This window comes from Heyndrickxia oleronia (genome assembly GCF_017809215.1).
Taxonomy (GTDB): Bacteria; Bacillota; Bacilli; order Bacillales; family Bacillaceae_C; genus Heyndrickxia; species Heyndrickxia oleronia.
Genome location: NZ_CP065424.1, coordinates 2,027,079 through 2,052,015 on the forward strand (window position 1 = coordinate 2,027,079; position 24,937 = coordinate 2,052,015).

At 33.3% G+C, this 24,937-nt stretch carries 27 protein-coding genes and 1 riboswitch; of the genes, 23 read left to right on the plus strand and 4 right to left on the minus strand.

Annotated features, from left to right (window positions below; translation table 11 throughout):
• Window positions 1-79: 79 nt before the first annotated feature.
• From I5818_RS10130 to I5818_RS10190, 13 genes are all read left to right on the plus strand, one after another.
• The gene (locus I5818_RS10130) at window positions 80-1,198 is read left to right on the plus strand and encodes a D-alanyl-D-alanine carboxypeptidase family protein (RefSeq protein WP_209391901.1); all 1,119 of its coding nucleotides are present in this window, start codon (window positions 80-82) and stop codon (window positions 1,196-1,198) included.
• Window positions 1,191-1,784, plus strand: coding sequence for a nucleoside recognition domain-containing protein (locus tag I5818_RS10135; RefSeq protein ID WP_078111223.1), 594 nt, complete (start codon window positions 1,191-1,193; stop codon window positions 1,782-1,784). The genes I5818_RS10130 and I5818_RS10135 overlap by 8 nt, the downstream gene beginning before the upstream one ends.
• Window position 1,785: 1 nt before the next feature.
• Entirely contained in the window at window positions 1,786-2,316 is a 531-nt protein-coding gene (locus tag I5818_RS10140; RefSeq protein ID WP_058002316.1) for a spore maturation protein, read from the plus strand.
• Window positions 2,317-2,634: 318 nt separating this feature from the next.
• Entirely contained in the window at window positions 2,635-3,369 is a 735-nt protein-coding gene (gene rluB, locus I5818_RS10145) for a 23S rRNA pseudouridine(2605) synthase RluB (protein WP_058002317.1), read from the plus strand.
• A gap of 133 nt (window positions 3,370-3,502) precedes the next feature.
• Window positions 3,503-4,036: a thiol-disulfide oxidoreductase ResA gene (resA, locus tag I5818_RS10150; RefSeq protein ID WP_058002318.1), complete on the plus strand. Its 534-nt coding sequence runs from the start codon at window positions 3,503-3,505 to the stop codon at window positions 4,034-4,036.
• 11 nt (window positions 4,037-4,047) lie between these two features.
• Complete coding sequence (gene resB, locus I5818_RS10155) at window positions 4,048-5,676, plus strand: cytochrome c biogenesis protein ResB (RefSeq protein ID WP_058002319.1); 1,629 nt, start codon at window positions 4,048-4,050, stop codon at window positions 5,674-5,676.
• Between the two features lie 12 nt (window positions 5,677-5,688).
• Window positions 5,689-6,888, plus strand: coding sequence for a c-type cytochrome biogenesis protein CcsB (ccsB, locus tag I5818_RS10160; protein WP_058002320.1), 1,200 nt, complete (start codon window positions 5,689-5,691; stop codon window positions 6,886-6,888).
• A 334-nt stretch (window positions 6,889-7,222) separates the two neighbouring features.
• On the plus strand, window positions 7,223-7,939 hold the full coding sequence (locus tag I5818_RS10165) for a response regulator transcription factor (protein ID WP_058002321.1): 717 nt from the start codon (window positions 7,223-7,225) through the stop codon (window positions 7,937-7,939).
• Window positions 7,936-9,696, plus strand: a complete 1,761-nt coding sequence (locus I5818_RS10170) for an ATP-binding protein (protein ID WP_058002322.1) — start codon at window positions 7,936-7,938, stop codon at window positions 9,694-9,696. Before I5818_RS10165 ends, I5818_RS10170 begins: the two co-directional genes overlap by 4 nt.
• A 221-nt stretch (window positions 9,697-9,917) precedes the next feature.
• Window positions 9,918-10,454 (plus strand): RNA polymerase sigma factor SigX, encoded by a 537-nt coding sequence (sigX, locus tag I5818_RS10175; RefSeq protein WP_058002323.1) that lies wholly within the window; start codon window positions 9,918-9,920, stop codon window positions 10,452-10,454.
• Entirely contained in the window at window positions 10,447-11,661 is a 1,215-nt protein-coding gene (locus tag I5818_RS10180) for a hypothetical protein (protein ID WP_078111222.1), read from the plus strand. The genes sigX and I5818_RS10180 overlap by 8 nt, the downstream gene beginning before the upstream one ends.
• A 213-nt stretch (window positions 11,662-11,874) precedes the next feature.
• Window positions 11,875-12,771, plus strand: coding sequence for a M23 family metallopeptidase (locus I5818_RS10185; RefSeq protein ID WP_058002325.1), 897 nt, complete (start codon window positions 11,875-11,877; stop codon window positions 12,769-12,771).
• A 288-nt stretch (window positions 12,772-13,059) separates the two neighbouring features.
• Window positions 13,060-13,202: riboswitch (FMN riboswitch) on the plus strand.
• A gap of 190 nt (window positions 13,203-13,392) precedes the next feature.
• Complete coding sequence (locus tag I5818_RS10190) at window positions 13,393-13,965, plus strand: ECF transporter S component (RefSeq protein ID WP_058002326.1); 573 nt, start codon at window positions 13,393-13,395, stop codon at window positions 13,963-13,965.
• A 31-nt stretch (window positions 13,966-13,996) separates the two neighbouring features.
• Here I5818_RS10190 and I5818_RS10195 read toward each other — a convergent pair whose 3' ends face one another.
• Complete coding sequence (locus I5818_RS10195; RefSeq protein ID WP_058002327.1) at window positions 13,997-14,245, minus strand: ferredoxin; 249 nt, start codon at window positions 14,243-14,245, stop codon at window positions 13,997-13,999.
• A gap of 213 nt (window positions 14,246-14,458) precedes the next feature.
• Between I5818_RS10195 and I5818_RS10200 the strand changes: the two genes are divergently transcribed.
• From I5818_RS10200 to I5818_RS10220, 5 genes are all read left to right on the plus strand, one after another.
• Window positions 14,459-15,523, plus strand: a complete 1,065-nt coding sequence (locus tag I5818_RS10200) for a YpbB family protein (RefSeq protein ID WP_058002328.1) — start codon at window positions 14,459-14,461, stop codon at window positions 15,521-15,523.
• Window positions 15,510-16,967 carry a RecQ family ATP-dependent DNA helicase gene (locus I5818_RS10205; RefSeq protein ID WP_078111096.1) on the plus strand — a complete coding sequence of 486 codons (1,458 nt, stop codon included), beginning with the start codon at window positions 15,510-15,512 and terminating at the stop codon, window positions 16,965-16,967. Before I5818_RS10200 ends, I5818_RS10205 begins: the two co-directional genes overlap by 14 nt.
• Window positions 16,967-17,554, plus strand: coding sequence for a CPBP family intramembrane glutamic endopeptidase (locus tag I5818_RS10210; protein WP_058002330.1), 588 nt, complete (start codon window positions 16,967-16,969; stop codon window positions 17,552-17,554). The genes I5818_RS10205 and I5818_RS10210 overlap by 1 nt, the downstream gene beginning before the upstream one ends.
• Window positions 17,555-17,576: 22 nt before the next feature.
• Window positions 17,577-18,206, plus strand: coding sequence for a LysM peptidoglycan-binding domain-containing protein (locus I5818_RS10215; protein ID WP_058002331.1), 630 nt, complete (start codon window positions 17,577-17,579; stop codon window positions 18,204-18,206).
• A gap of 159 nt (window positions 18,207-18,365) precedes the next feature.
• A complete protein-coding gene (locus I5818_RS10220) occupies window positions 18,366-18,818 on the plus strand; it encodes a YpbF family protein (RefSeq protein ID WP_058002332.1) in 453 nt (150 codons plus the stop codon).
• Between the two features lie 15 nt (window positions 18,819-18,833).
• Here I5818_RS10220 and I5818_RS10225 read toward each other — a convergent pair whose 3' ends face one another.
• Genes I5818_RS10225 through I5818_RS10235 form a run of 3 tightly spaced genes read right to left on the minus strand, consistent with a single transcriptional unit; the run spans window position 18,834 to window position 19,929 of the window.
• A complete protein-coding gene (locus tag I5818_RS10225; protein WP_058002333.1) occupies window positions 18,834-19,403 on the minus strand; it encodes a manganese catalase family protein in 570 nt (189 codons plus the stop codon).
• Between the two features lie 38 nt (window positions 19,404-19,441).
• Entirely contained in the window at window positions 19,442-19,702 is a 261-nt protein-coding gene (locus I5818_RS10230; RefSeq protein WP_058002334.1) for a spore coat protein CotJB, read from the minus strand.
• 8 nt (window positions 19,703-19,710) lie between these two features.
• Complete coding sequence (locus I5818_RS10235; protein WP_058002335.1) at window positions 19,711-19,929, minus strand: spore coat associated protein CotJA; 219 nt, start codon at window positions 19,927-19,929, stop codon at window positions 19,711-19,713.
• 186 nt (window positions 19,930-20,115) lie between these two features.
• Between I5818_RS10235 and I5818_RS10240 the strand changes: the two genes are divergently transcribed.
• The 5 genes from I5818_RS10240 (at window position 20,116) to I5818_RS10260 (ending at window position 24,933) form a co-directional block, all read left to right on the plus strand.
• Window positions 20,116-20,748, plus strand: a complete 633-nt coding sequence (locus tag I5818_RS10240) for a CBS domain-containing protein (protein ID WP_071976104.1) — start codon at window positions 20,116-20,118, stop codon at window positions 20,746-20,748.
• Between the two features lie 167 nt (window positions 20,749-20,915).
• Window positions 20,916-21,683: a metallophosphoesterase gene (locus I5818_RS10245; RefSeq protein WP_058002337.1), complete on the plus strand. Its 768-nt coding sequence runs from the start codon at window positions 20,916-20,918 to the stop codon at window positions 21,681-21,683.
• A gap of 59 nt (window positions 21,684-21,742) precedes the next feature.
• Window positions 21,743-22,294, plus strand: coding sequence for an adaptor protein MecA (locus I5818_RS10250; RefSeq protein WP_078111098.1), 552 nt, complete (start codon window positions 21,743-21,745; stop codon window positions 22,292-22,294).
• 201 nt (window positions 22,295-22,495) lie between these two features.
• Window positions 22,496-23,773, plus strand: coding sequence for a Glu/Leu/Phe/Val family dehydrogenase (locus I5818_RS10255; RefSeq protein WP_058002339.1), 1,278 nt, complete (start codon window positions 22,496-22,498; stop codon window positions 23,771-23,773).
• Between the two features lie 191 nt (window positions 23,774-23,964).
• Window positions 23,965-24,933 carry a YpdA family putative bacillithiol disulfide reductase gene (locus tag I5818_RS10260; protein WP_058002340.1) on the plus strand — a complete coding sequence of 323 codons (969 nt, stop codon included), beginning with the start codon at window positions 23,965-23,967 and terminating at the stop codon, window positions 24,931-24,933.
• Window positions 24,934-24,937: the final 4 nt, after the last annotated feature.

Genomic DNA, 24,937 nt, shown 5'->3' on the forward strand with positions numbered 1-24,937 from the left:
CAAACTTGTCCTGCATAAACTTGTACAAAAGATAGTTCTATAGTTTAAGCGTATGAGCATTGAGAAAAGGGGCAATTATATGAAACGTTTTATATCATTAATGATGATTGTATTTCTACTTATTCTAATAGTATTGCCAGACAAAACTTTTGCGGCGACACCTTCGGTTAGTGCAGCTAGTGCGATACTTATGGATCAAGACAGTGGGCGAATCCTTTATGAAAAAAATGCAAAGGATGTTCGAAAGATTGCATCGATCACTAAAATCATGACAGCTATTTTAGCAATAGAATCTGGAAAATTAAAAGAGGATGTGAAAATTAGTGATACTGCCGTTCGGACAGAAGGTTCATCTATATATTTAAAACCTGGAGATATAGTTAAGCTTGAAGATTTAGTTTATGGTTTAATGCTTAGATCGGGCAATGATGCAGCTAATGCGATTGCAGAACATGTTGGAGGAAGTATTGATGGGTTTGTTTTCTTAATGAACCAAAAAGCAGAAGAAATTGGTATGCAAAATACACATTTTGCCAATCCTAACGGCTTAGATAATAAGGATAATCATTTTTCAACAGCATATGATATGGCGCTATTAACTAAATATGCAATGCAAAATAAAACCTATAGAAAAATTTCCGGAACAAAATCTTATAAAGGCTGGGCAAATAAAAATAGATTATTGACTGAAAAGTATAAATATTGTACAGGAGGAAAAACAGGATTTACAAAAAAAGCTAAACGTACATTAGTGACAACAGCTACAAAAGAGCATCAAAATTTAATAGCTGTTACATTAAATGGACCAAATGACTGGGATGATCACATCAATATGTTTGAGTATGGATTTAAGAACTTTGATACGACCGTTGTTTTAGATAAAGGGAAAATCAATAATATTAATCAAAAATACTTAAAAAATCATATTTATATCAAAAATAAAGTTGTATATTCTCTAACAAATGATGAGAAAGATAAAGTTACCATTGAATATCAACTATTAAAATCAAAAAAAGAGTGGAAGGATCAAAAAAACATTCCTGAAATAGTCGGTAAAGCAGTCATATATTTAGATGAACAGAAATTAAAAACGGTACCTGTTTATTTTAAATACGCAGAAATGAACGAGAAAAAAGGGTGGTTTAATTTTTTTGTGAAAACATTTTTAATCCATATAGGTGTGAAAAACGATGGTTAATTATATATGGATTGGGATGACATTGATTGGTTTAGTTTTTGCTGCAATAAATGGAAGAATGAAAGAAGTGAATGAGGCTATTTTTCAATCTGCTACTGAAGCAGTTACCTTATGTATTGGCTTAATAAGTATATTAGTATTTTGGTTAGGGATTATGCGAATCGCACAAGAGTCAGGGCTCCTAGATAAGTTTGCACGTGTATTTAGGCCACTAATTAAGAGGTTATTTCCCGAAGTTCCTGAAAATCATCCAGCAATGGGCTATATATTATCAAATATTATCGCTAATATGTTCGGATTAGGAAATGCTGCTACACCGCTTGGGATAAAGGCAATGGAGCAGCTAAAGGAATTGAACGGGGGAAAAACGAGTGCCAGTAGGTCAATGATCACTTTTCTGGCTTTAAATACATCTGGATTGACAATCATTCCTACAACAGTAATAGCCATTCGAATGAACTACCATTCCGCTTCACCTACAGAAATTGTGGGACCGACACTTATGGCTACAACCATTGCAACAATAGCAGCAATTTTAATCGACCGTTATTTTTATCATAAAAGAGCGCGTAATGGGGTGAAATAAATTGCAAATTATTTCCTTAATCTCTATTTGGATCATACCTATTCTTATTGGTTATATATTATTATATAGTGTGTGGAAAAAAGTACCTGCCTACGAAAATTTTGTTGATGGAGGTAAGGAAGGTATAAAGATTGCAGTTTCGATTATTCCATTTTTAGTAGGAATGTTAGTAGCAATCACTGTCTTTCGAACGTCTGGTGCATTAGATTTTTTTGTACAGTTAATAAAGCCAGTCCTTGAATGGTTAGGAATTCCTACAGAAATCGTTCCATTAGCACTGATTCGTCCTATATCTGGAAATGCTGCTCTAGGAATGATGAGTGATATTCTTAAAGTACATGGCCCGGATACTTTCATTGGTAAATTAGCCTCGACCATTCAAGGAAGTACAGATACGACCCTATATGTTTTAACCGTCTATTTTGGAGCAGTAGGTATTAAAAAAATGGGGGATGCATTGAAAGTTGGCTTATTGGCAGATTTGGTTGGTATAGGTGCAGCTATCATTATTATTACATGGATGTTTGGATAATTCTCCAACATCCATGTTTTTTTGTAGGCTCTTTTATAAAATTTTATAGCTAGTAAGGTAAAGTATAAACTTAAAAAAATGTTGCCCCTTTAATTCACTGGAATAGAACTGCAAACTGCATAAGATCGGCAGAAACCTATATTATGGGTAACAAATTATACAAAAACGGTTTTAAAAAAAAACGATTGGAATGATAAATAGTGGTAAGTTTTAGAACAAAAATCGCATTAAACCGGTTTAGTTTCTTTGCTTTTTGTCATTGATATGTAATAATTCATAAAGTATAACTTTCAAAATTTAAATGAGGTGGATAAATAGATGGAACGTCTTCAAAAGGTTATAGCACATGCGGGAATAGCCTCGCGTCGAAAGGCTGAGGAGTTAATTCTAGAAGGTAAGGTAAAAGTAAATGGTAAAATTGTAACTGAACTAGGGAGCAAAGTATCTTCTAATGATAAAGTAGAAGTGAATGAAATACCGCTAGAAAGGGAAACAAAAGTATATTTGTTAATGTACAAACCAAGAGGAGTCATATCTGCTGTTACTGATGATAAGAACAGAAAAGTGGTAACAGATTTTCTTCCGGAAATAAAGGAAAGAGTATATCCTGTTGGCCGTTTAGATTATGATACTTCAGGCCTGTTAATCCTAACAAATGATGGTGATTTTGCTAATTTACTTATGCATCCACGTTATGAAATTCATAAAACATATGTTGCAAAAGTAAAAGGGATTCCATCAAAACAAATGTTGAGACAATTAGAAAAAGGAATTAAATTAGAAGATGGATTGACTGCACCAGCAAAAGCAAAGTTATTATCAGCAGATAAGAAAACACAAAAATCAATCATTGAACTAACCATCCATGAAGGGAAAAATAGACAAGTTCGACGTATGTTTGAAGCTATAGGACATCCCGTTCAAAAGTTAAAACGAGAAAGATACGCATTTTTAAATTTACACGGGTTAAATGCGGGTGAAGTAAGAGAACTTTCTCCTCATGAGGTTAAACAATTACGCGCACTTGCAGAAACAGGATCAGGGAACCAATAAATGGTTGTTCCATCCATGTTTATCAACTGTTTAAAGTTTCACATAACCTTCAAATTATGGTAATCAGGATGATTTGGGGGAATGATATAATGTTGATTATAATGTGGCAGAAATTTCGATTGGAGGTTACGAAATGTCACAAAAGAAAAAGCAAAGGCTCGTTATACGAACGATCATACTAGTCGTTTTAATAGCTGCGGTATCCTATGCTTTATACAATAATTTAACAAAGGATAGTCGCAAGGCTTTGAAAGTTGGCGATAAGGCCCCTGATTTTGTTTTGCAAGATATGAATGGCCAGAAACATCGATTATCCGATTACAAAGGCAAGGGGGTATTCTTAAACTTTTGGGGAACTTGGTGTGGGCCCTGTAAAGAAGAGATGCCATACATGGTAGATTTGTATAAAGAGTATAAACAGCAAGGAGTTGAAATTCTAGCCGCAAATGTTGGAGAATCCAATTTCTTAATTAATAAGTTTATAAAAAGCTATGATTTAAATTTCCCTGTACTAGTAGATAAGAGTAAGGATGTACAGAATGCATATGGCATAGATCCAATACCCACATCATTTTTTATTGATTCAAGTGGAACAATAAAGAAAATAGTAGAAACAACGATGTCCAAAGAGGATATCCAAAACTTAATGGAGAGTATTAAACCTTAAGGAGTTTTATCATGAAAGAAATAAAATGTGTATGTGGTCACGTTAATCCTATTGGTACGATTCTTTGTGAATCCTGTGGTAGAGCATTAACAGATGAAGCTAAGCAGGAAAAACTTCATGACATGCGCTATGAAGGTAGTGCTCGCAGATCGCAAACGTATAATAAAACAATTGTAGATAAGATATGGAATTTTTTCTCATCAGTTAAGGTTGGAGTATGGTTAATCGTTATAACATTAATTGCAAGTGCTCTCGGAACGATCCTTCCGCAAGAAGAATACATAAATTCACTAACCCCTGAACAATATTATAAGGATGAATATGGTTGGTTTGGAGAATTATGGTTCAAATTAGGCTTCCAAGATCTTTATAGTTCATGGTGGTATTTGTTATTAGTTGCAAGTATTGGCGTTTCACTTGTTATTTGTAGTTTGGATCGCTTTATTCCACTACATCGAGCATTGAAAACTCAAAAAATTGGTCGACATGAGGGATTTTTAAAACGTCAGCGATTATATATCAGATCAGAAGTAGAACTTACAGATAATCATTTTGATTTAATTAAACAAAATCTTAAAGCAAAAAGATACAAGATCCGGGAAGAAGATGGAAGTATTCTAGCAGAAAAGGGACGTTTTTCTAGATGGGGTCCTTACGTCAATCATATTGGTCTTATTATTTTTCTTATAGGTGCATTGTTACGCTCCGTCCCCGGCATGTATGTGGATGAAACATTAAAGCTACGTGAAGGAGAAAAGAAGGTAATCCCTGGTACACATTCGCAATATGTTCTAGAAAACAAAAAATTTATTTTAGAAACATATGATAAAAACAAAGATAAAGAAAAGTTTAATCAAGCATTAGATCGTGTAGGTACAGTGGCGAAAAATTTCCAAACGAACGTAACTCTCTATAAACGTGAAGATGGTGGTATAGCAGGGGAATCGGATAAGTTAAAAAAGGTAAAGGATTACTCAATACGTGTAAATGATCCTTTGAAAATGGAGCATTACCGACTATATCAAATGAGTTACACCCTTGATGAACTAAAAGCAATGTCGTTTAAATTACAAAATAAAAAGAATGGACAATCATTGGGTGAATTTAAAATTGATTTATATAACCCGAAAGATGTTTATGATTTGAAAAATGGGTATAAAGTAGAACTAATGGGTTATTATCCTGATTTTAGTGGGATTTCTAAAGAAGGAGAACCACAAACGAAAACTTCTGTACCTAATAATCCTGCATTCTTATTTAATATGATTTCACCTGAACATCCAAAAGGTGAAGTTAGTTTAATTGGAATAAAATTAAATCAAGAACCATTAGGTGAAAATGATTATAAAATTGCATTTTCATCAATCGATACTCGTAATGCAACAATTCTAACCGTTCGAAAAGATTTAACCCTTTGGATATTAGCTCTCGGTGGACTTATTTTTATGATAGGTGTCGTTCAAGGCATGTACTGGAATCATCGTAGAATATGGATTAGGCGTGTGAATGGTGAAGTTCTAGTTGCTGCACACACCAACAAAAATTGGTATGGCATAAAGAACGAAATTAAGTATATTTTACAAGGTACAAATGTTCCTGAACCAGTAGATCAGCAGGATAAGAAAAAAGACAAACATTAAGGAGGGGCGAATTTGTCTGAATTAGTTAAGATTAGTAGTAATTTATTATATGCAGCTTTTATTCTATATTTATTAGGCACTTTTTTCTTCGGAGGAGCAATTAGGCAAAAAAAGATTCATGGGAATGAAGAAAAGCCGAATCGTTGGGGGACGATTGCAGTAATTGTCTCTATAATTGGCTTTATTGCTCAATTAGGTTACTTTATCCTTCGATGGATTGCATCTGGTCATGCACCAGTTAGTAATATGTTTGAATTTGTAACGTTCTTTGGTATGATGCTAGTAGCAGCATTTATTGTGATCAACTTTATTTATAAAACTCCAGTCCTTGGGTTGTTTGCATTACCAATTGCATTACTTGTTATAGCATTTGCAAGCATGTTCCCAGGAGAACTGAATCCATTAGTGCCATCATTAAAAAGCCATTGGTTATACATACATGTTACAACCGTTGCAGCAGGAGAGGCGATATTGGCCATTAGTTTTGCTGCAGGATTAATCTATTTAGTTAAATGCATTGATCAATCTAAAAAGTCTGCTCGAACATTTCTTTTAGAACTAGTAATGTTTTCGCTAATTGCAGTTTTAGGTTTTGTCATTTGTTCGGTTATTTTTAAAGCAGGTCATTATGAAGCCACATTTAATTGGGTGGATAAAAAAGGTGTTGAACAGACTGGATTGAAATATGAGCTACCAGCATTGATTGGACCTCATGAAGGTGAATTGCAAACACCGGATCGATTCAAACCACTATTTAATGTGCCTGGTATTGTAAATGCAGTGAAATTGAATACAGTTATTTGGTCACTTATTTCTGGTATTATTATTTACTTACTCGTAAGAGTCATTGCAAGAAAACGAATTGGCGCACTATTAAAGCCACTGACTAAAAATTTGAAATTAGATTTTGTTGATGAAATTAGCTACCGTTCAGTAATTATTGGTTTTCCTGTATTTACTTTAGGTGGTTTGATCTTTGCCATGATTTGGGCCCAGATTGCCTGGAGTCGTCCGTGGGGCTGGGATCCAAAAGAGGTATGGGCTCTTGTTACTTGGTTATTCTATGCAGCATTTTTACATTTACGTTTATCAAAAGGCTGGCATGGTGAAAAATCTGCATGGCTAGCAGTTGTTGGTTTTGCTATTATTATGTTTAATCTAGTAGCTGTTAACCTTGTAATAGCAGGTCTTCATTCATATGCATCCAATTAATTATTAGGACATATAAAAATTTTCGTAAAGTTTGTTGCTTTTTTATAAGCCCTTATATTGGATATTACAATAATTAATGGGCTCAACGTTTTTATGAAGTTTGTACCTCTTTTCTCAAAGGAAGGAAGACTTATTGGTCTTCCACCTATTTTTACTAATTTAAACAATACTTAAATGCAACAATGTTTGAGAAAGAGTCAAAACAAAAAAGCCTTCACTTTTGTGGAGGCTTTTTTAAGAAAGTAATGACAATACAAGATTCATTTTCTTTTTTCATATATAATTTATTATGAGTAAAGAATTTGAATGGTAGTCTATGATAGGGGGATTAAAAATGGATTTTGAAGCAAGAATTTTAGTCGTAGATGATGAAGATAGAATTCGTAGATTATTGAGAATGTATCTTGAGAGAGAAAACTATTATATCGAAGAAGCAGGAGATGGTGAGTCAGCATTAGAAATGGCTTTAACTAATGATTATGATTGTATTCTGCTAGATTTGATGATGCCAGGTAAAAATGGGATAGATGTTTGTAAAGAACTACGTGAAAAAAAAGCTACTCCTGTCATAATGCTTACAGCAAAAGGGGAAGAAGCAAACCGTGTAGAAGGATTTGAAGTTGGTACAGATGATTATATTGTAAAACCATTCAGTCCTAGAGAAGTGGTTTTACGTGTAAAAGCTTTACTAAGAAGATCATCTTCTACAAGCTTTTTAAATACAGATACAAAAACGAAGGATATGATCGTTTTTCCTCATCTTACTATTGATAATGATGCACACCGAGTTAGTGCCGATGGTAAAGAAGTAAACTTAACTCCAAAGGAATATGAATTATTATATTTCCTCGCTAAATCACCAGATAAGGTATTTGATCGAGAGCACTTATTAAAAGAAGTTTGGCATTATGAATTTTTCGGTGATCTACGTACAGTCGATACACATGTAAAAAGACTTCGTGAAAAACTAAATCGTGTGTCAGAACAAGCGGCTAAGATGATTGTCACGGTTTGGGGTGTCGGATATAAATTTGAGGTTACCACGGAATGAGATTATGGCGAAGTGTTGTCGGAAAACTCTGGCTAACGATTTTATTTTTAGTATGTTTCGTTCTTTTTATATTAACGATTCTATTGCTTGAGTTTTTCGAGAACTACCATGTAGGGCAGATTGAAAAAGATTTATCTAATACAGCTCATAAAGTAGCTAATATTGTGGAGACACATTCTGGTGATGATCTTGGAAAAGAGTTGGCTCTGGAATTCGTCGATCGATCAATGAAAGTAATGATTGCATACAGCAAGGATAATGTTTATTATTCTCCAAATATTCATGCGAAGGATAAAATACCTCCGAGTACAATTTTAAACGATCCGGAATTTTCAGCAGTATTTAATAATGGGAAGAGTAAAAGAAAAGAATTTGCTGCCCCGAGTAACAACACGAATAATAGATATGAAAATGTGATCGTTGCTGCTGTTCCATTACATGTAACTGACAATAGCAATGGGGCTATTTTTATTTATCGGTCGTTAGATATTTTGCAAGAAACGACAAAACAAACAACAAGGCTCATATTATTAGCAGCTGGAATTGCTATTATATTAACTACTGGTTTTGCGTTCTTTTTATCAACTAGAATAGCAGCTCCATTAAGAAAAATGCGTGAAGCAGTTTTTGAAATTACTAAAGGTAAATTTGATAAAAAGGTGCCGATATTAACCCATGATGAAATTGGGGAGTTAGCTACTGCTTTCAATCAAATGGGAAAACAACTAAAGTTTAATATAAATGCTTTAAATCAAGAAAAGGAACAGCTTAGAAGTATTTTAAGTAGTATGGCAGATGGAGTCTTAACATTGAATCGTGATGGAACGATATTAATAACAAATCCACCTGCTGAAAAATTTCTTCAACAATGGTTTTATGAACAAGGTGAAGATGAAACATTTTTAGCTCCAGAGGAATTGCTATTACAAAAGGTTCTTGAAACTGAAATGGAGCAAACAGGTGAAATTACGATTCAAGGTAGGACCTATGTTATCATAGTTAGCCCCCTCTATAATCAAGAGAGTGTAAGAGGGGCAGTAGTAGTCATTCGTGATATGACAGAAGAAAGGCGATTAGATAAGCTTCGAGACGATTTTATAGCCAATGTATCACATGAGTTAAGAACGCCTGTAGCAATGCTGCAAGGATATAGTGAGGCGATCATTGACGATATCGCTGCATCTGATGAAGAGAAAAAGGAATTTGCAAAAATTATTTACGATGAAACATTAAGAATAGGTAGACTTGTTAATGAACTATTAGATTTAGCTAGAATGGAAGCAGGTCATATTTCCTTAGTAAAAGATGACATACCGATTCACACATTTATTGAAAGAGTAACGAATAAATTTAATGGTTTAGCAAAGGAAAACCATGTCCATTTAAGCTGTGAAATACAATCTACTAGAGAAACGTTTTTCATTGATTCAGACCGCATTGAACAAGTTTTAACAAATTTAATCGATAATGCAATCAGACATACACCAGAGAATGGGAATGTCAAAGTAAAGTTTGAGGAAACCAATAAAGGGTTCCAGATTAATGTCGAAGATAATGGTTCTGGGATACCTGAAGAAGATATTCCATTTGTTTTTGAACGATTCTATAAGGCGGATAAGGCGAGAACACGTGGTAAATCTGGTACAGGGTTAGGATTAGCAATTGCTAAAAATATTGTAGAAGCCCATGATGGAAATATAACTGTTAAAAGCAAGGTTGGACAAGGGACGACATTTTCCTTCTTTTTACCTAAGTAAATGAATAATGATTGATGAATGCTGCCGAGAAATCTTGTTTCATGAGAAACAAGCACTGAAAATATCATAATAAAAATATTATGACAAAAAAGCGCTATAAAATGTAGCGCTTTTTTTTTCGGATTTTGGTAGTATAAACTCATAAAGGGAATAGTTTTCGAAATTAATTGAAACTTATCCTTATTGATAGCGACTAAATATATAACGGAGGAGGGAGATGAATGGACTCCGTTTTCAATGATTTACATCAAAGATATCATCGCGATCTTTTTCAATTCTTATTTTATATGGTAAAAAGTCGTGAACTAGCTGAGGACTTAGTTCAAGAGGTATATATTAGAGTATTAAAAGCTTATCAAAATTTTGAAGGAAAAAGCTCAGAAAAAACGTGGTTATTTTCCATTGCTCGAAATGTAGCAATTGATTATTTTCGTAAGCAAAAAAGTTGGAAAAAAAAATTATTAGATACGTTTGACTGGAATCGCAGCCAATTAAAAGATTCGTCTGCCTTACCTGAAGAAATAATTATTCAAAGTGATGATATGAGAAAATTATATGAGTGTTTGGATCATTGTACTCAAGATCAAAAAATGGTGATTATTATGCGCTATTTTAATGAGTTAACGATTGCAGAAACGGCAGAAATACTTGGATGGTCAGAAAGTAAAGTGAAAATTACACAACATCGTACACTGAAAATCTTGCGAGAAATGATGGTAGAAAAGGGTCAGGAAGGGGGAGTACAACGGTATGGCTGAGTATGAAAATGAAGAAGAATATATAAAAAATCTTTTGATGAATATGCCAAAAATGAGTGATCAACGGAGTCCTGAGGAAATTTACAGAAATATAAAATATAAAGTAGAAAAAAAACAAAGTAAAAAGAAAATGCTAATGATTCCGTCCGTCATCATTGCCACTTTTGCTATCATTGTTGTGTTAATATCATCTTCCTTCAAGCAATCTAATCCTAATGAAATAGCGAAATCTACAATCGATACTAAAAAAGAATCAATAGAAAATAAAGTAATCATAGACCAAGATCAGCAAAATATTGAACATAATTCGCAGTTTTCTTACTCAGAGAAAAGAGATGCCAGTCCAGATGAAGGAATAGTTAGTGAGTTTTCTACACGTACGATTAATGAGAAAAGCACGCTAGCGATATATGAACAAGATTTGCAACAAAATGATATGTTTACCTATGGAGTTTTTACGAAAGACGCTATCCTAGTACCAATAAGTGTGGAGGTTTCCAAATCGGATATTGATTGGTTTACTAATTATTTGCAAACTGCTGAAGCGTTACCACTAGAACAATGGGGGTTTGCTAGTTTACCCAATATTCCTGGGAAAGTACAATATATTCAAAATGAGAAGAAACTCCACATTACCGTTCCTAAGGAACAGGTGAAGAAAGTTCCAGAATATGTAGAACAAAATTTAACTCGTATTTTACAATACAGTTTTTCGTTTCTAAATCATATTAAAGAAGTTGATTATTCTGATGAAAATGGGGATCCAATCCAATTAAATAATATCGGATTATTAAAACCTTATAAGGTATCGCCGTTAGTGAATGTTGGGTATTTCTCCTATCAAACAAATGGTATGAAACTTTTAGTACCTTCAGATTTGGAATACAATTCTTTTAATTCCGCTATAGAAAATATGAAAAAAGCACCAAATGATTTTTACCAACCAATCATTCCAAATCAGATTTATCTGAAAGCGACAGAAAATCATGATAAAAGTCTTAATATCGAATTCAATAAGTTACTTGATTTTTCACAAGGTAATGAGGATTACCAATTAATGCTAGATGGGATTTTGTTAACAGCGAAAAGCTTTGGATATAAAGAGGTATTCTTTAAAAATGTTTCCCCAATGAAATGGGAGAAATTCGATTTTTCTAAACCAATTAAGGTACCAATTTCCCCCAATAAATATACTATAAAAAGATAATAATTAAGAGGCATTCTCAAATATAGAATGCCTCTTTTTTGTGCGTAACAATAGTTTTTTTTAAAAGTATCAGTTTTTTGTTTTGAATAAAAGCTTTGATTTAGCATAAAATAAGATTCGCTCTAGCAAACTTGATTTTGACAATATGTTCTAAAAATATACAAGCAGTCATATAAGTTTAAGCAAGAGTTTGTTTATCCGAGGAGGAAAATTATGCTTGATTATTTAAAAAGAATGTTAATTGTAGCGATCATGGCTTTATGTGTAAGCATGCTTATTTTAGGCGGAAGAGTGCAAGCTGCCGAAATAAATATATATGAAAATACGGACGATTGGTACTTTCCTGCAGAAGGGGAAATTTCGGATGTATTTGATTCTAGAAGTGGCATCCATAAAGGTTTGGATATTGCTGGGGAATATCAATCAGCTGTTTATGCTGTAGAAGGAGGAAAAGTCATTCGGTCATACTATTCTCCATCATATGGGAATGTTATTTTTATCCATCATGACAATGGTTTTGAGACCGTTTATGCTCATTTGCAAAATCGGATGGTAGCTGAAGGACAAATTGTTGGAAAAGGTGATGAAATCGGAAAAATGGGTAATACAGGTAATTCCACTGGAGTTCACCTTCATTTTGAAATTCATAAAGGCGAATGGACCATTGACAAAGTAAATGCAATCGATCCATTTACTGTATTTGGTGAAGGAGAGATAGGACAATTTGTATTTGCGCTGAATCATGATCCTTACCGTGTCATTGATGTGGCAGGTAATTTACAGGAAGTACAAAAAGAAAAACAAAAGGAAGAACAATTAACACTAAATCTGACTGCAAAACCGATCGCTGATCGAAAGGTCATTATTACACATTTTTTAGCTGAAATTATTGGTAATCAATCGATAGAAAAAGGTCAACCAATTTATGTAGATAACTTCTTATCATCTAACAATGATAAAGAGGAAATGTATATCGTTCAATCAGGGGATACATTAAGTAAAATATCTAGGAAATTTGATGTAACAATTGATCAATTACTGTCATGGAATAATATTTCTAACAAGGATTTAATTCATACTAAGCAAAAAATCGTCATTAAGCATACATAATAATCGAAAAGCAATCCATCTTAATGATAAAAAGGCTGTTTTCGTATAGTTTATTGCTTTTGTAAAGGCACATTTATCGGATTTTACTCGCAATAAAGAATTCTAGAGTTTCCTATAGTGATGCTGATTTTTCAACGTTAGCGATCATCAGTTGATATTTTCTTGTTATAACTTTACTTAAATAGCAACGATGTTTAAGAAATGGATCCTTTAAAAAAACTTTTTAGAATCATTTTACTTCCCTATTGTATCGTGATGGGATATAATTTAAAATGTAAAAAAAATACGATTCATCTTCGGGGCAGGGTGAAAATCCCGACCGGCGGTAATAAAGCTCATACATGCTTTTAGCCCGCGAGCCTTAGAATAATAAGGCAGGATTTGGTGTGATTCCAAAGCCGACAGTACAGTCTGGATGGGAGAAGATGGAGGTGCCTAGAGCAGTCTATAAAGGGTAACCCTTCGATAGACAGTCTCTTAGCGTTCAAAAAATGCAGGTTTTGAACGCTTATTGAGCATGCCTTTTTCTCCCTCAAGGTTCTTTCCTTGAGGGTTTATTTATGCTCAAAAATAGGCAACTTTCTTCTGACAAGAGATGGATCTCATAAGGAGAGAGAAAGTATGAAAAAATTAGGTTTAAAATCATTTGTAAGTATTGCGGTATTAAGTAGTTTAGCGTATGTCATCATGTTGATAAAAATTCCAATTCCGCCATTTCCGAATTATTTAACCGTAGATTTTAGCGATATACCTGCATTGATCGCCGCACTAATCTTCGGACCTATCGGAGCCTTATTAGTGGAACTTATAAAAAATTTATTGGATTTCCTTACGACAGGTAGTGAAACAGGGATTCCAATTGGTCATATTGCTAATCTTTTTGCAGGTCTTTTATTTGTACTTCCAACTTATTATATATACCAACGAATGAAAACGAAAAAAGGAATGACTTTAGCTTTGTTTGTCGGTACGATTTCTATGGCAGTAATGATGAGTATATTAAATTATTTTGTCATACTACCTGCATATCTAGCTTTAATGAATTTCCAAGTACCTAATGTAAAAGAATACATTCTTGCTGGAATTCTTCCGTTTAATTTCGTAAAAGGTATTTTAGTAGCTATTATATTTATGCTATTGTTTTCAAAAATGCAAAATTGGATTAATAAACAAACTATCCTTAAAAATACGTAAAGCAAGTGCTTTAGCACTTGCTTTTTTATTATTATTCAAATTTAAGTGGGTCACCATCAAACGGTTCATCAGCCATTTTGATTGAATCTGTAGGACATCCCTCGAAAGCATCAATAAGGTCATCCTCTAAAATTTCAGGGACCTCTACTTCACCTTTATTATTGTCTAGAATCACATAGGCAATTCCTTCGTCATCATAATCATATATATCTGGTGCAGCAGCACCACAGGCACCGCAGGCAATACATGTATCCTGGTCAACTATTGTATATTTTGGCATGAAAAAAGACCTCCTAATATCTATCTATACCCATTGATCTGGGAGCTATATAAATGTGAAACATTATTATTCATACAATCCTAATAATAAAACTCATCTAGCAACTTTTCAATAGATAGTTTCTGTTTCTTAATTTGTTCATAAAAATAATCAACAATAGCTTTATCATTCATGATAAAATTAGACATAAAAAGACAAAGAGGTAAAAACATAATGACGTTTTTACATGCTATCGTATTAGTTCAATTACAAAGAATAGAAGGAGCACGTACAGTTTATTCCATTTACCATTTACTTAAAGGTAAGAAGTCATCTCAGACGATTCAGGATGCTCACTTATTTAATTTAGGTGTTTTTTTTCAAACCTTTCCCAATCTACAACGGAATGTATTTGATGAGATCATCCATGATCTTTATCAAAATGGATTCATTACTCAACAAGATGAACTAAAGTTCGTCCTTTCTGAAAAAGGATGTCAGGAATTAGCTGTTTTTTTTGAAAAAGATACATTTCCTTCATACTTAAACGGATTGAAATACCAAGATGTAGGAATCATTTTCTGGAGACGGCTGACATTATTTGTTCAGGTTCTTTCAAATTCAATTCATGATATACAAAAATACTATCCAATTGTCAGGGATCCAGATACACAAATTTGGATTAAATCCTTTTTGAAGCAATCACAATTTTCAAAACAAGAGATAAGTATAAAATTATTTCATGAGTTATCTTCCATTTTTAAACAGGAACCTCCGGAAAAACCGGAATTATTCCTCATTCGTTTGACAGGGAATCAACAGGTCGGCTTAACGATAGAGCAATCCGCTGAATATTTCGGAATGGAGTATACGGAATATTGGTATCGTTTTATCCATTTACTGCATTTTATGCTCGGTACAATTTTGCAGAATAATTCGGAATATCCGCTATTATTTTCGCTTATAAAAGACAGCCATCAATCCGTTCCTCTAACAAATTCTACGAAAGAAACCTATTTATTATTAAAAAACGGGCATTCGATTCAAGAAGTAGCGATATTACGTAAACTTAAAACGAATACAATTGAAGACCATGTAATTGAAATTTTGCTAAATCAAGTAGATTTGGATGTTTCACCATATTTATCAAAGGAATTAGAAACTGAAATTATTCAAACAGCGGCAATCGTAGGGAAAAAAAAGCTAAAGCCAATTAAAGAAGTAATACAAGAGGTATCATATTTTCAAATTCGATTAGCATTAGCAAAAAACAAGGGGAATGGCAATGAACTTAACTGATGAATTATATAATCATTTTGGTTTTTCTTCATTTCGTACGGGGCAGGAGGATGTCATTTCTTCGGTTTTAAACGGCAAGGATACATTGGCATTATTGCCAACAGGTACCGGAAAATCTCTTTGTTATCAGTTACCGGGTTATTTAATGACAGGTGCTGTTTTAATCGTCTCTCCATTATTGTCCTTAATGCAGGATCAAGTAGATCAATTTCGGATGATGGGAGAAAAAAAGGTAATTGCATTGAATTCATTTCTTACATTTCAAGAACGAAAAAAATTACTAAATACATTACATTTATATCGTTTTATTTATATTTCACCCGAAATGCTGACAAATGAATTTGTATTAGAAAAGATTAAGAAATTGAATATCACTCTATTTGTAGTAGATGAAGCACATTGTATTTCACAATGGGGTCATGATTTTAGACCAGATTATTTAAATTTACATGAGGTACGAGCATTACTTGGGAATCCGGTTACATTAGCTTTAACTGCTACAGCCACAGAAGAAGTACGTGAAGATATCATTAAATATTTGCGATTAAAAAGAGTAAATCAATTAATATTCTCTGTGGATCGCCCGAATATTTCATTAACTGTGGATAAAGTTAGGAACCATCAAATGAAGGTTAAAAAACTTTTATATTTGGTTAAACATCTACAAAAGCCTGGCATTATCTATTTTTCAAGTAAGCGTCTAGCAGAAGAAATTGCTCAATTGCTTCGCAATGAGGGCATAGGTAATATAGCAGCTTATCATGCGGGAATGGAGCAAGAGCAAAGAATACTGATACAGCAACAATTTTTAAATGATCAGATACAGATAATTTGTGCAACAAGTGCATTTGGAATGGGGGTAAATAAGGATAATATTCGCTTTGTCATTCATTTTCATATGCCATATCAATTAGAGTCTTATTTACAGGAGATTGGTCGTGCAGGTAGAGATGGAGAACAGAGCATAGCCATTCTTTTATATGCTTCAGGGGATGAATTAATACCATTACAAATGTTCGATCAAGAACTGCCAACTGATTCTCAAATAGAACAGTTTTATAATCTATCTGATGAAAGAAAAAAGCATGTGGATCTTTTAAACTTATCTGAAATACAGCATCGTTTTTTAATATATTATAGTAAGTTATCAGAAGAACAGTCTATATTGATTAACAAAGTGAAAAAAATCCGAGATAGTAGGATTCAATATAAACAATTAAAACTGAAAGATATGATAAAATGGTTAAAATCAACCTCATGCCGTCGAAAAGATATATTAGAGTATTTTAATGAAACCCAAACCCTTCAGATTCACAACTGCTGTGATAATTGTGGCATCCAGATGGAAGAGTTTGAAATGGAAATAGTAGAGTCAATTAATGAGGAGCAACAGAAAACTTGGCAGTCCATGCTAGGTCATTTATTGCTGAGAGGCGAAAAATAATGAGAAAAAACAAACAATCAGATGTAATAAAGCAGTTGTCGAAACGGGAACTAACTTTCCATTTATATATTACACAAGTGATAATCTTAACAATTTCTATCATCTCGTCTATTTTTTTATTTCACGATTATCAATCGTTTTTTCATTTATTTAAAGTAAATTCATCTATCCTATCATTGGGAGTTGTCAGTGGGATTATCATCGTTATATTAGATCTTATTTTGATGAGAGTTCTACCTCAACATTATTATGACGATGGTGGGGTAAATGAAAAAATATTTAAAGACCGCTCATTCCTTGAGATTCTTTTTTTAGCAGCAGTCATTGCATTCAGTGAGGAGCTCCTATTTAGAGGAGTCATTCAAACGAATTTCGGAATGGTTATTGCTAGTATCGTTTTTGCCATTGCACATATTCGGTACTGGGGACATTGGTTTTTGATCGTAAACATTGTAGTTTTAAGTTTTTTGATGGGCTTGGTTTACGAGATTTCTGACCATAATGTTGTGACAACAATCGTCATGCATTTTATTGTTGATTTTTTGCTTGGTTTAAGTATCAAATATAATAACAAGACAATTAAGTAAAGTGCAGTGGAAGTGATGAAAAATGAGGACGGATCCATATAAAGATCCAATTGAGATCCATCGAAAGAAAATTGAAAAGATAAAGATGGATGAAACGAATATAGAAGAAAATGAAGATGTGCATCGTCTACCTACTAGAAGTGAATTACACGGTTCAAGAAATAAACAAAGAAAAAAGAAAAAAAGGAAAATGACTTTCCCATTATTAAGAGTACTTTTAACTTTTTTTATTTTATTACCAATTATTAGTTTTTCACTATATACATTTATACTAAAAAAATCATTTTTTCTTGATTTAGGTGCGAAAATGGCTGGGGAAGAGGTTCCTTATGAGATTGTGTCAGCGGGAGAAAAACAGGCCAAGCAACCTAATACATACAATAACAGTGGCTCGAATGAAAATAAAAATAGTGGTGAACAAGAGACTCAAGATGATTCTGTCGCCGAAAAAATAGATATTGAAACCAATTCACAGACAAATAACGAAGACCAAAAAATTATTTTTCACACTGTTCAACCAAATGAAACATTGTATAGCATAGCGTTAAAATACTATCATTCCAAATCAGGGATAGATCTTATTAAACAATGGAATGATCTATCGAATGATGGCATCATTGTTGGCCAAGTGTTGGAAATTCATCTTCCTTAATAAGTTTAAAGTGTATTAGGGTGAAAGGTAGTCTCAATCCGATCACCCTAAAAATATGGCATTGGTGACTTTCCCCTCAATTAAAAATTAAGTGAACCTCTATTTTTGGTATACCTATTTGGACTGGTTCATACAATGAATTTGAAAGGGGGAGTTGCCATGGAATCTACTATTTTATCACTTAAGCAAACTGACCAAGCTACAAAACAAATGCTGCAAAATCTTGTCAACAGGAAAATAAAATTTGATCGTTTAAAGCAGCAACATATATTGCTTTTAACAATTAGCGTATTTTACAGTTTTGGATGTCTTTATTTTTTATATTATCGTATTCTTGAACCATATTCGTATTCATTTTCAGAGATCTTTTCTATTCTGGTGGGAGACAATACACATTTGCTATTTATTTTTCTTGCTATAGGATTATTCGGAGCGACAAAGGTGCTATATGATAAAAAAGAAAAAGCTGAAAAAGAGTATCATGAATTAAGATGTGAAATTGTTGATCGTAGTAAAGATTTATGGAAAAATGATGCTTGGGCTTCTAGATATATAGTTTTTGAAATCATGAAAGCAAAGTTTAATATAAATTTATACCATGAAAGTAAATAGAGGAATATGAAATATTTAAAATATTTTTTTCTTTCCTCTTTCTTCTTTTAATATTTCAACTGCCTCACGGAATCGCTGAGAATGAACTACTTCACGCTCCCTTAAAAACCTTAAAGTATCATTAATATCAGGATCATCACTCATATTAATTATCCATTGATAAGTCGCCCGAGCTTTTTCTTCCGCAGCAATATCTTCGTATAAATCAGCAATGGGATCACCTTTAGCTTGGATATGTGCAGCTGTCCAAGGTACTCCTGCAGCATTTTCATAATAAAGAGCTTTATCATGGTCTGCATAATGTGCACCCAAACCTGCTGCTTTCATTTGATCAGGTGTTGCATCCTTTGTTAATTTGTACACCATCGTTGCAATCATTTCAAGATGAGCAAATTCCTCAGTTCCAATATCTGTTAGTAACCCTATAACTTTATCCGGGATTGTATATCTTTGGTTTAAATAACGAAGTGCTGCAGCAAGTTCTCCATCCGCACCGCCGTATTGCTCAATTAAGAATTTTGCAAGCATTGGGTTACATTGACCAACTTTAACTGGGTACTGGAGCTTTTTCTCATAAACCCACATGAATGATCTTCACTCCTTTGTATTTATTATTAGTCTATTTAAACTTGCCATGGCCAAGGTGCATCCTTCCAATTCCATGGATAATCAGAATAACTATAACCAAAGTTAGTCAGCGGTCCAAACAGCTTTTCAAACTCCTTTTTTAGTTTCTTTCTGTGGTGTACAAATTGGTTGTATTGTTGAACAGCATCCTGGTCTTTTGGATGAGTGTCCAAATACAATGTCAATTCAACTATTACAAAATCAATAGCCTGAAGTTCCTCAAGTTTTTGATAATATTCAGGAGGTACTTGTTTCATCACTCGGTTCACTCCTTTGCTCGTTCATACGGACTATAGTAAGGATCATATAATGGTTGCCAAAGTGTTCCTTTTCTTAATGCTTCTAATGGTGGGAATTGTGGTAAATTTGGTGGTTGAAAGCCCATATATAAATTGGGTGGTGTTGAATAGGTTTTTACCTTTATCGGTGGACAAGGATCAAATGGACTAATATAAGGTTTGTAACTTTTATAAAATGAATGCATCTTCTTCCCTCCTTGTATTTGTCATCATTTAATTTTATGGGAGAGATTTGTCCTACATGTCATTAAAATAAAGACAATAAAATAAAAATGTATATTTAAGCAAAAAAGCGAATCTACATAAAGGGAATATTTCATTGTTTGTAGAATATATATTCATGGTGAAATCTATCTTATGAGGTGAAAGTGATGTTCGCAAAAAATATTATGATTCCAAAATCTCAATGCTTTTATGTTCATGCTGAAGATTCAATTGAAGAAGCATTGGAAGTACTAAGAAAAAAGCAAGTTGATGGTTTGCCTGTCTTAAATGGGGATGAATATGTAGGTATGATTACGCATTATCATATATATAGGAATTATTTTAATTCAGAGCTCAATAAAGAAGAGTATTTAAAAACAGTAAAGGTAAAGGAAATTGCAACCCATCAGGAAATCTTTTTCCAGGGTAATGAAATTTTTGAAAATACATTAGTTGAATTGAAGGATTTTCCTTTATTTGCGGTAGTAGATGAGAATAGAAAATTTCTAGGAGTTGTAACTAGATTTGATGTAATCGAACAATTCCAAAGTGCCTTTGGAATTAAACGTCCAGGGATTCGGATTGCATTTAGTTCAGTGGAAGTAGAAGGTAGAATTGCAAGATTAGCTAATATTATACAGCAGTATCATGAATCAGTAATCTCTTTAGTAACGTTTGATGAAACAGATAAATTGGTAAGAAGAATTATTTTAAAAATAGAAAAACGAGATAATATTAAAAAGTTTACGGATAGTTTAGAAGATGCAGGATTTAGAATCTTAAATATTACTGAAGATTAAATAAAAGAGGCAGTTGATCTTAAATGGTCAACTGCCTTTTTTTTGCCGCAGCTCTAATTAAAAAGATGAGTTAATAGGATAAGTGGAAAAATTGCTTGCAATTGTGTCGATTACCAACATTTATGGTATGATTTATTAGTAATTGATCCAAATTATTGGAGGAAAACATGATTTATTGGTTAATTTTTATGATGGTAATAATTGCTGGAGTATTACTAGTAGTTTATATGGTGACAGAAGCTTTTCAGAATAATGTTCAATATCATACATTTGAATTTAATAATTTTCCAAAATCTTTTAAGAAGCTTAGACTGTTTTTCATTTCTGATATACACCGGCGTAATATTCATTCATCTATCATTAAGCAGTCTTTAGGGAAGGTAGATTTTGTAATAATTGGTGGTGACTTAGCTGAACAAGGTGTTCCACTGACAAGAATCGATGAAAATCTTCGCAAATTAAAAATGCTTGGTCCAATTTATTTTATATGGGGAAATAATGATTATGAAATTGATGAAGCTAAATTATTTCGTATTTTTAAGAAATATGATGTGAAAATGCTGAGGAATGATGTTGATTTTCTCCAATCAAAAGCAGGAGAAAAAATTGCGATTATTGGAATTGATGATATCTCGCAAGAGCAGGATGATTTACATAAAGCAATGGCAAAGATTAGTGAACCATGTTTTCAAATTTTATTGAGTCATAACCCTGATATTACTCAAAAAATGTTTGATTTTGATACAATCTCATTTATTCTTAGTGGACATACGCACGGTGGCCAGATCCGTATTTTAGGTTATACACCTTATAAAAAAGGTGGGGTGTATAAATACTCAGATATCATTCAATTAGTAAGCAATGGTTACGGAACATCATTATTTCCTTTAAGACTTGGTGCCAAACCTGAAGCCCATATCATTACTTTAAAATGAACTTTCTCCCCATTTTTACATAGTATGGTCATAGAAGCCATATCAGGGGGCGGAAATAAATGAAATTAGAACGATTATCACGAAATAAAATAAAATACTCGATTACATTTGAAGAGTTATCTGATAAAGGATTTTTAACAGATGAGTTTGAATCATTTATATGGTATGACCTTTTTGATGAGATGGTTGAAATTGCAAAAAAAGAATATCAGTGTGAAATTACCGATACGATCTCAATTGAAATATTCTCACTAAGTTCAATGGAAATTGTTTTAATATTAACTATGGATGAGAAATCAATGAATGAAGAGCAATCAACGAATCATTTAATTCCAACATTTATTCCAGATAGTGTTTTTTGCTTTGAATCAATTGAAGATGTTATTCAACTTGCACAATGCTTTGAAAATTTGCAAATACGTTTGAATAGTAAATTAATGGTTTTCGAAGATCAATATTATTTTAAGATACCAAATACTAAGGCAGTAAATGTACTTTGTGAAGAGTATGGAATTGAATCAACTATGTCTATAGAAATGGTAGAGGAATATGGAATGGTGATTATTGAAAATAATGCTTTACCGGTACTTTTAAGTTATTTCAACCAATAACAACCATAAATGGGGCGATGAGAATTTTTTCTATTGCCCTATTTTTTGTCAGTTTTACTAAGCAAATCTAAATCTAGTTTGATAGCGTTTGCAAAAATTTAAAAAGTATAATTTTAAGTCTTGCATAAATGCAGTAAAAGTGTATACTATGTCTGAAAGGATGATACACATCAACGAGTGATTTTTAGGAGGTTTGCAACAATGGCAGCCGATTTGGGTGCAGATAATCAAGCATTTGACGAAAAGCATGATGTTTTAAAATCAACACAAACAGTAATTCATAAGGCACTAGAAAAACTAGGGTACCCTGAAGAAGTATATGAGCTTCTAAAAGAACCAATCCGTATGCTAACAGTAAAAATACCTGTTCGAATGGATGATGGCTCTGTAAAAATCTTTACGGGGTATCGTGCCCAACACAATGATGCTGTGGGTCCAACAAAAGGTGGGATACGTTTCCATCCGAATGTTTCTGAAAAAGAAGTAAAAGCGTTATCAATTTGGATGACATTAAAATGTGGAATTGTTAACTTACCGTATGGTGGCGGTAAAGGAGGAATCATTTGCGACCCTCGTGAAATGTCATTTCGTGAACTTGAGGCATTAAGTCGTGGATATGTTCGAGCAATTAGCCAAATCGTAGGACCAACAAAGGATATTCCTGCTCCGGATGTTTTCACAAACTCTCAAATTATGGCATGGATGATGGACGAGTATAGCAGAATCGATGAATTTAATTCACCAGGTTTTATTACTGGTAAACCATTAGTATTAGGTGGATCTCACGGTCGTGAAACTGCTACAGCTAAAGGAGTAACCATCTGTATTCGCGAAGCAGCAAAAAAACGCGGTATTAATTTAGAAGGTGCTCGTGTTGTTGTACAGGGATTCGGAAATGCAGGAAGCTTCCTATCGAAGTTCATGCATGATGCAGGAGCAAAAGTCATCGGAATCTCAGATGCATATGGTGCCCTTTATGATCCTAATGGTTTAGATATTGACTACTTACTTGACCGTCGTGATAGCTTTGGTACAGTAACAAAGCTTTTTGACAATACCATTTCAAATAAAGAATTACTAGAATTAGATTGTGATATTTTAGTCCCTGCTGCTATTGAAAATCAAATAACAGAAGAAAATGCACATAATATTCGTGCACAAATTGTTGTAGAAGCTGCTAATGGTCCAACTACATTAGAAGCGACACAAATACTTACTGATCGTGGTATTTTATTAGTACCTGATGTTTTAGCCTCTGCTGGTGGAGTAACCGTTTCTTATTTTGAGTGGGTACAGAATAACCAAGGATACTATTGGACAGAGGAAGAAATAGATGAGAAACTTGAAAAAGTCTTAGTGCAGTCATTTGAAAATGTTTACAATACTGCTGAGACGAGAAGAGTCGATATGAGACTAGCTGCATATATGGTTGGTGTTAGAAAATCTGCAGAAGCTTCTCGCTTTAGAGGTTGGATTTAAACGAATTATACATGGACTTTTCCATATCATTTTAAATCATTGCATGAAAATAGAAAATCTCCTATCATTATGGATGGGAGATTTTTTGATTTTAATTAACAGTTCGGTACTGTCTAGTAATAATATAAAAAGTGAATATGGAACATTTTGTTCTTTCATGAACAAAATAGTGTATAAGAGGTGACCAAAACATGCAGTTTGAGAATTGTATTATTGTTGGAGGAGGCCCATGTGGACTTTCAGCTGCAATTGCTTTACAAGAAATCGGAATGAATCCATTAGTAATCGAAAAAGGTAATATTGTCAATGCTATTTACAATTATCCTACCCATCAGACTTTCTTCAGCTCTAGTGAAAAGCTTGAAATTGGTGGGGTTCCATTTATTAACGAAAATTTAAAACCGAGAAGAAATCATGCATTAGTTTATTATCGTGAAGTCGTAAAAAGAAAAAATCTACGGATTAATAGGTTTGAAACAGTCAAAAGTGTACAGAAAATGAAAGATGGCAGTTTTGAAGTTCAAACATCAAAGAACGAATATCAAGCACAGTATGTAATCATCGCAACGGGCTATTATGATCATCCTAACCAATTAAATATTCCTGGAGAAACTCTCCCACATGTTTTTCATTATTTTAAGGAGGCTCATCCATATTTCGATATGGATGTCATGGTAATTGGCGGGAAAAATTCAGCTGTTGATGCTGCAATTGAATTACATAAAGCTGGTGCGAATGTGACGGTATTATATAGAGGGAAGGAGTATTCTAAAAGTGTAAAACCTTGGATATTACCAGAATTTGATTCATTAATCCGAAACGGTCAAATAAAAATGGAATTTAATGCAGAGCCTTTAGCAATTACTGAGGGTACTGTGAGATATGTAGTGAACGGGGAAATAAAGGAAATAAGTAATGATTATGTATTTGCAATGATTGGCTACCACCCTGACCATCATTTTATAAAAGAGATGGGAGTAAGGATTGATTCTGAGACAGGTAAGCCTGAATTTAATCAGGATACAATGGAAACAAATGTGGAAGGGATCTTTATCGCAGGTGTGCTTGCTGCCGGGAATAATGCAAATGAAATCTTTATTGAAAACGGGCGATTTCATGGTGAGTTAATCGCCAATTATTTAAAAGAAAAAAACCAATAAAATA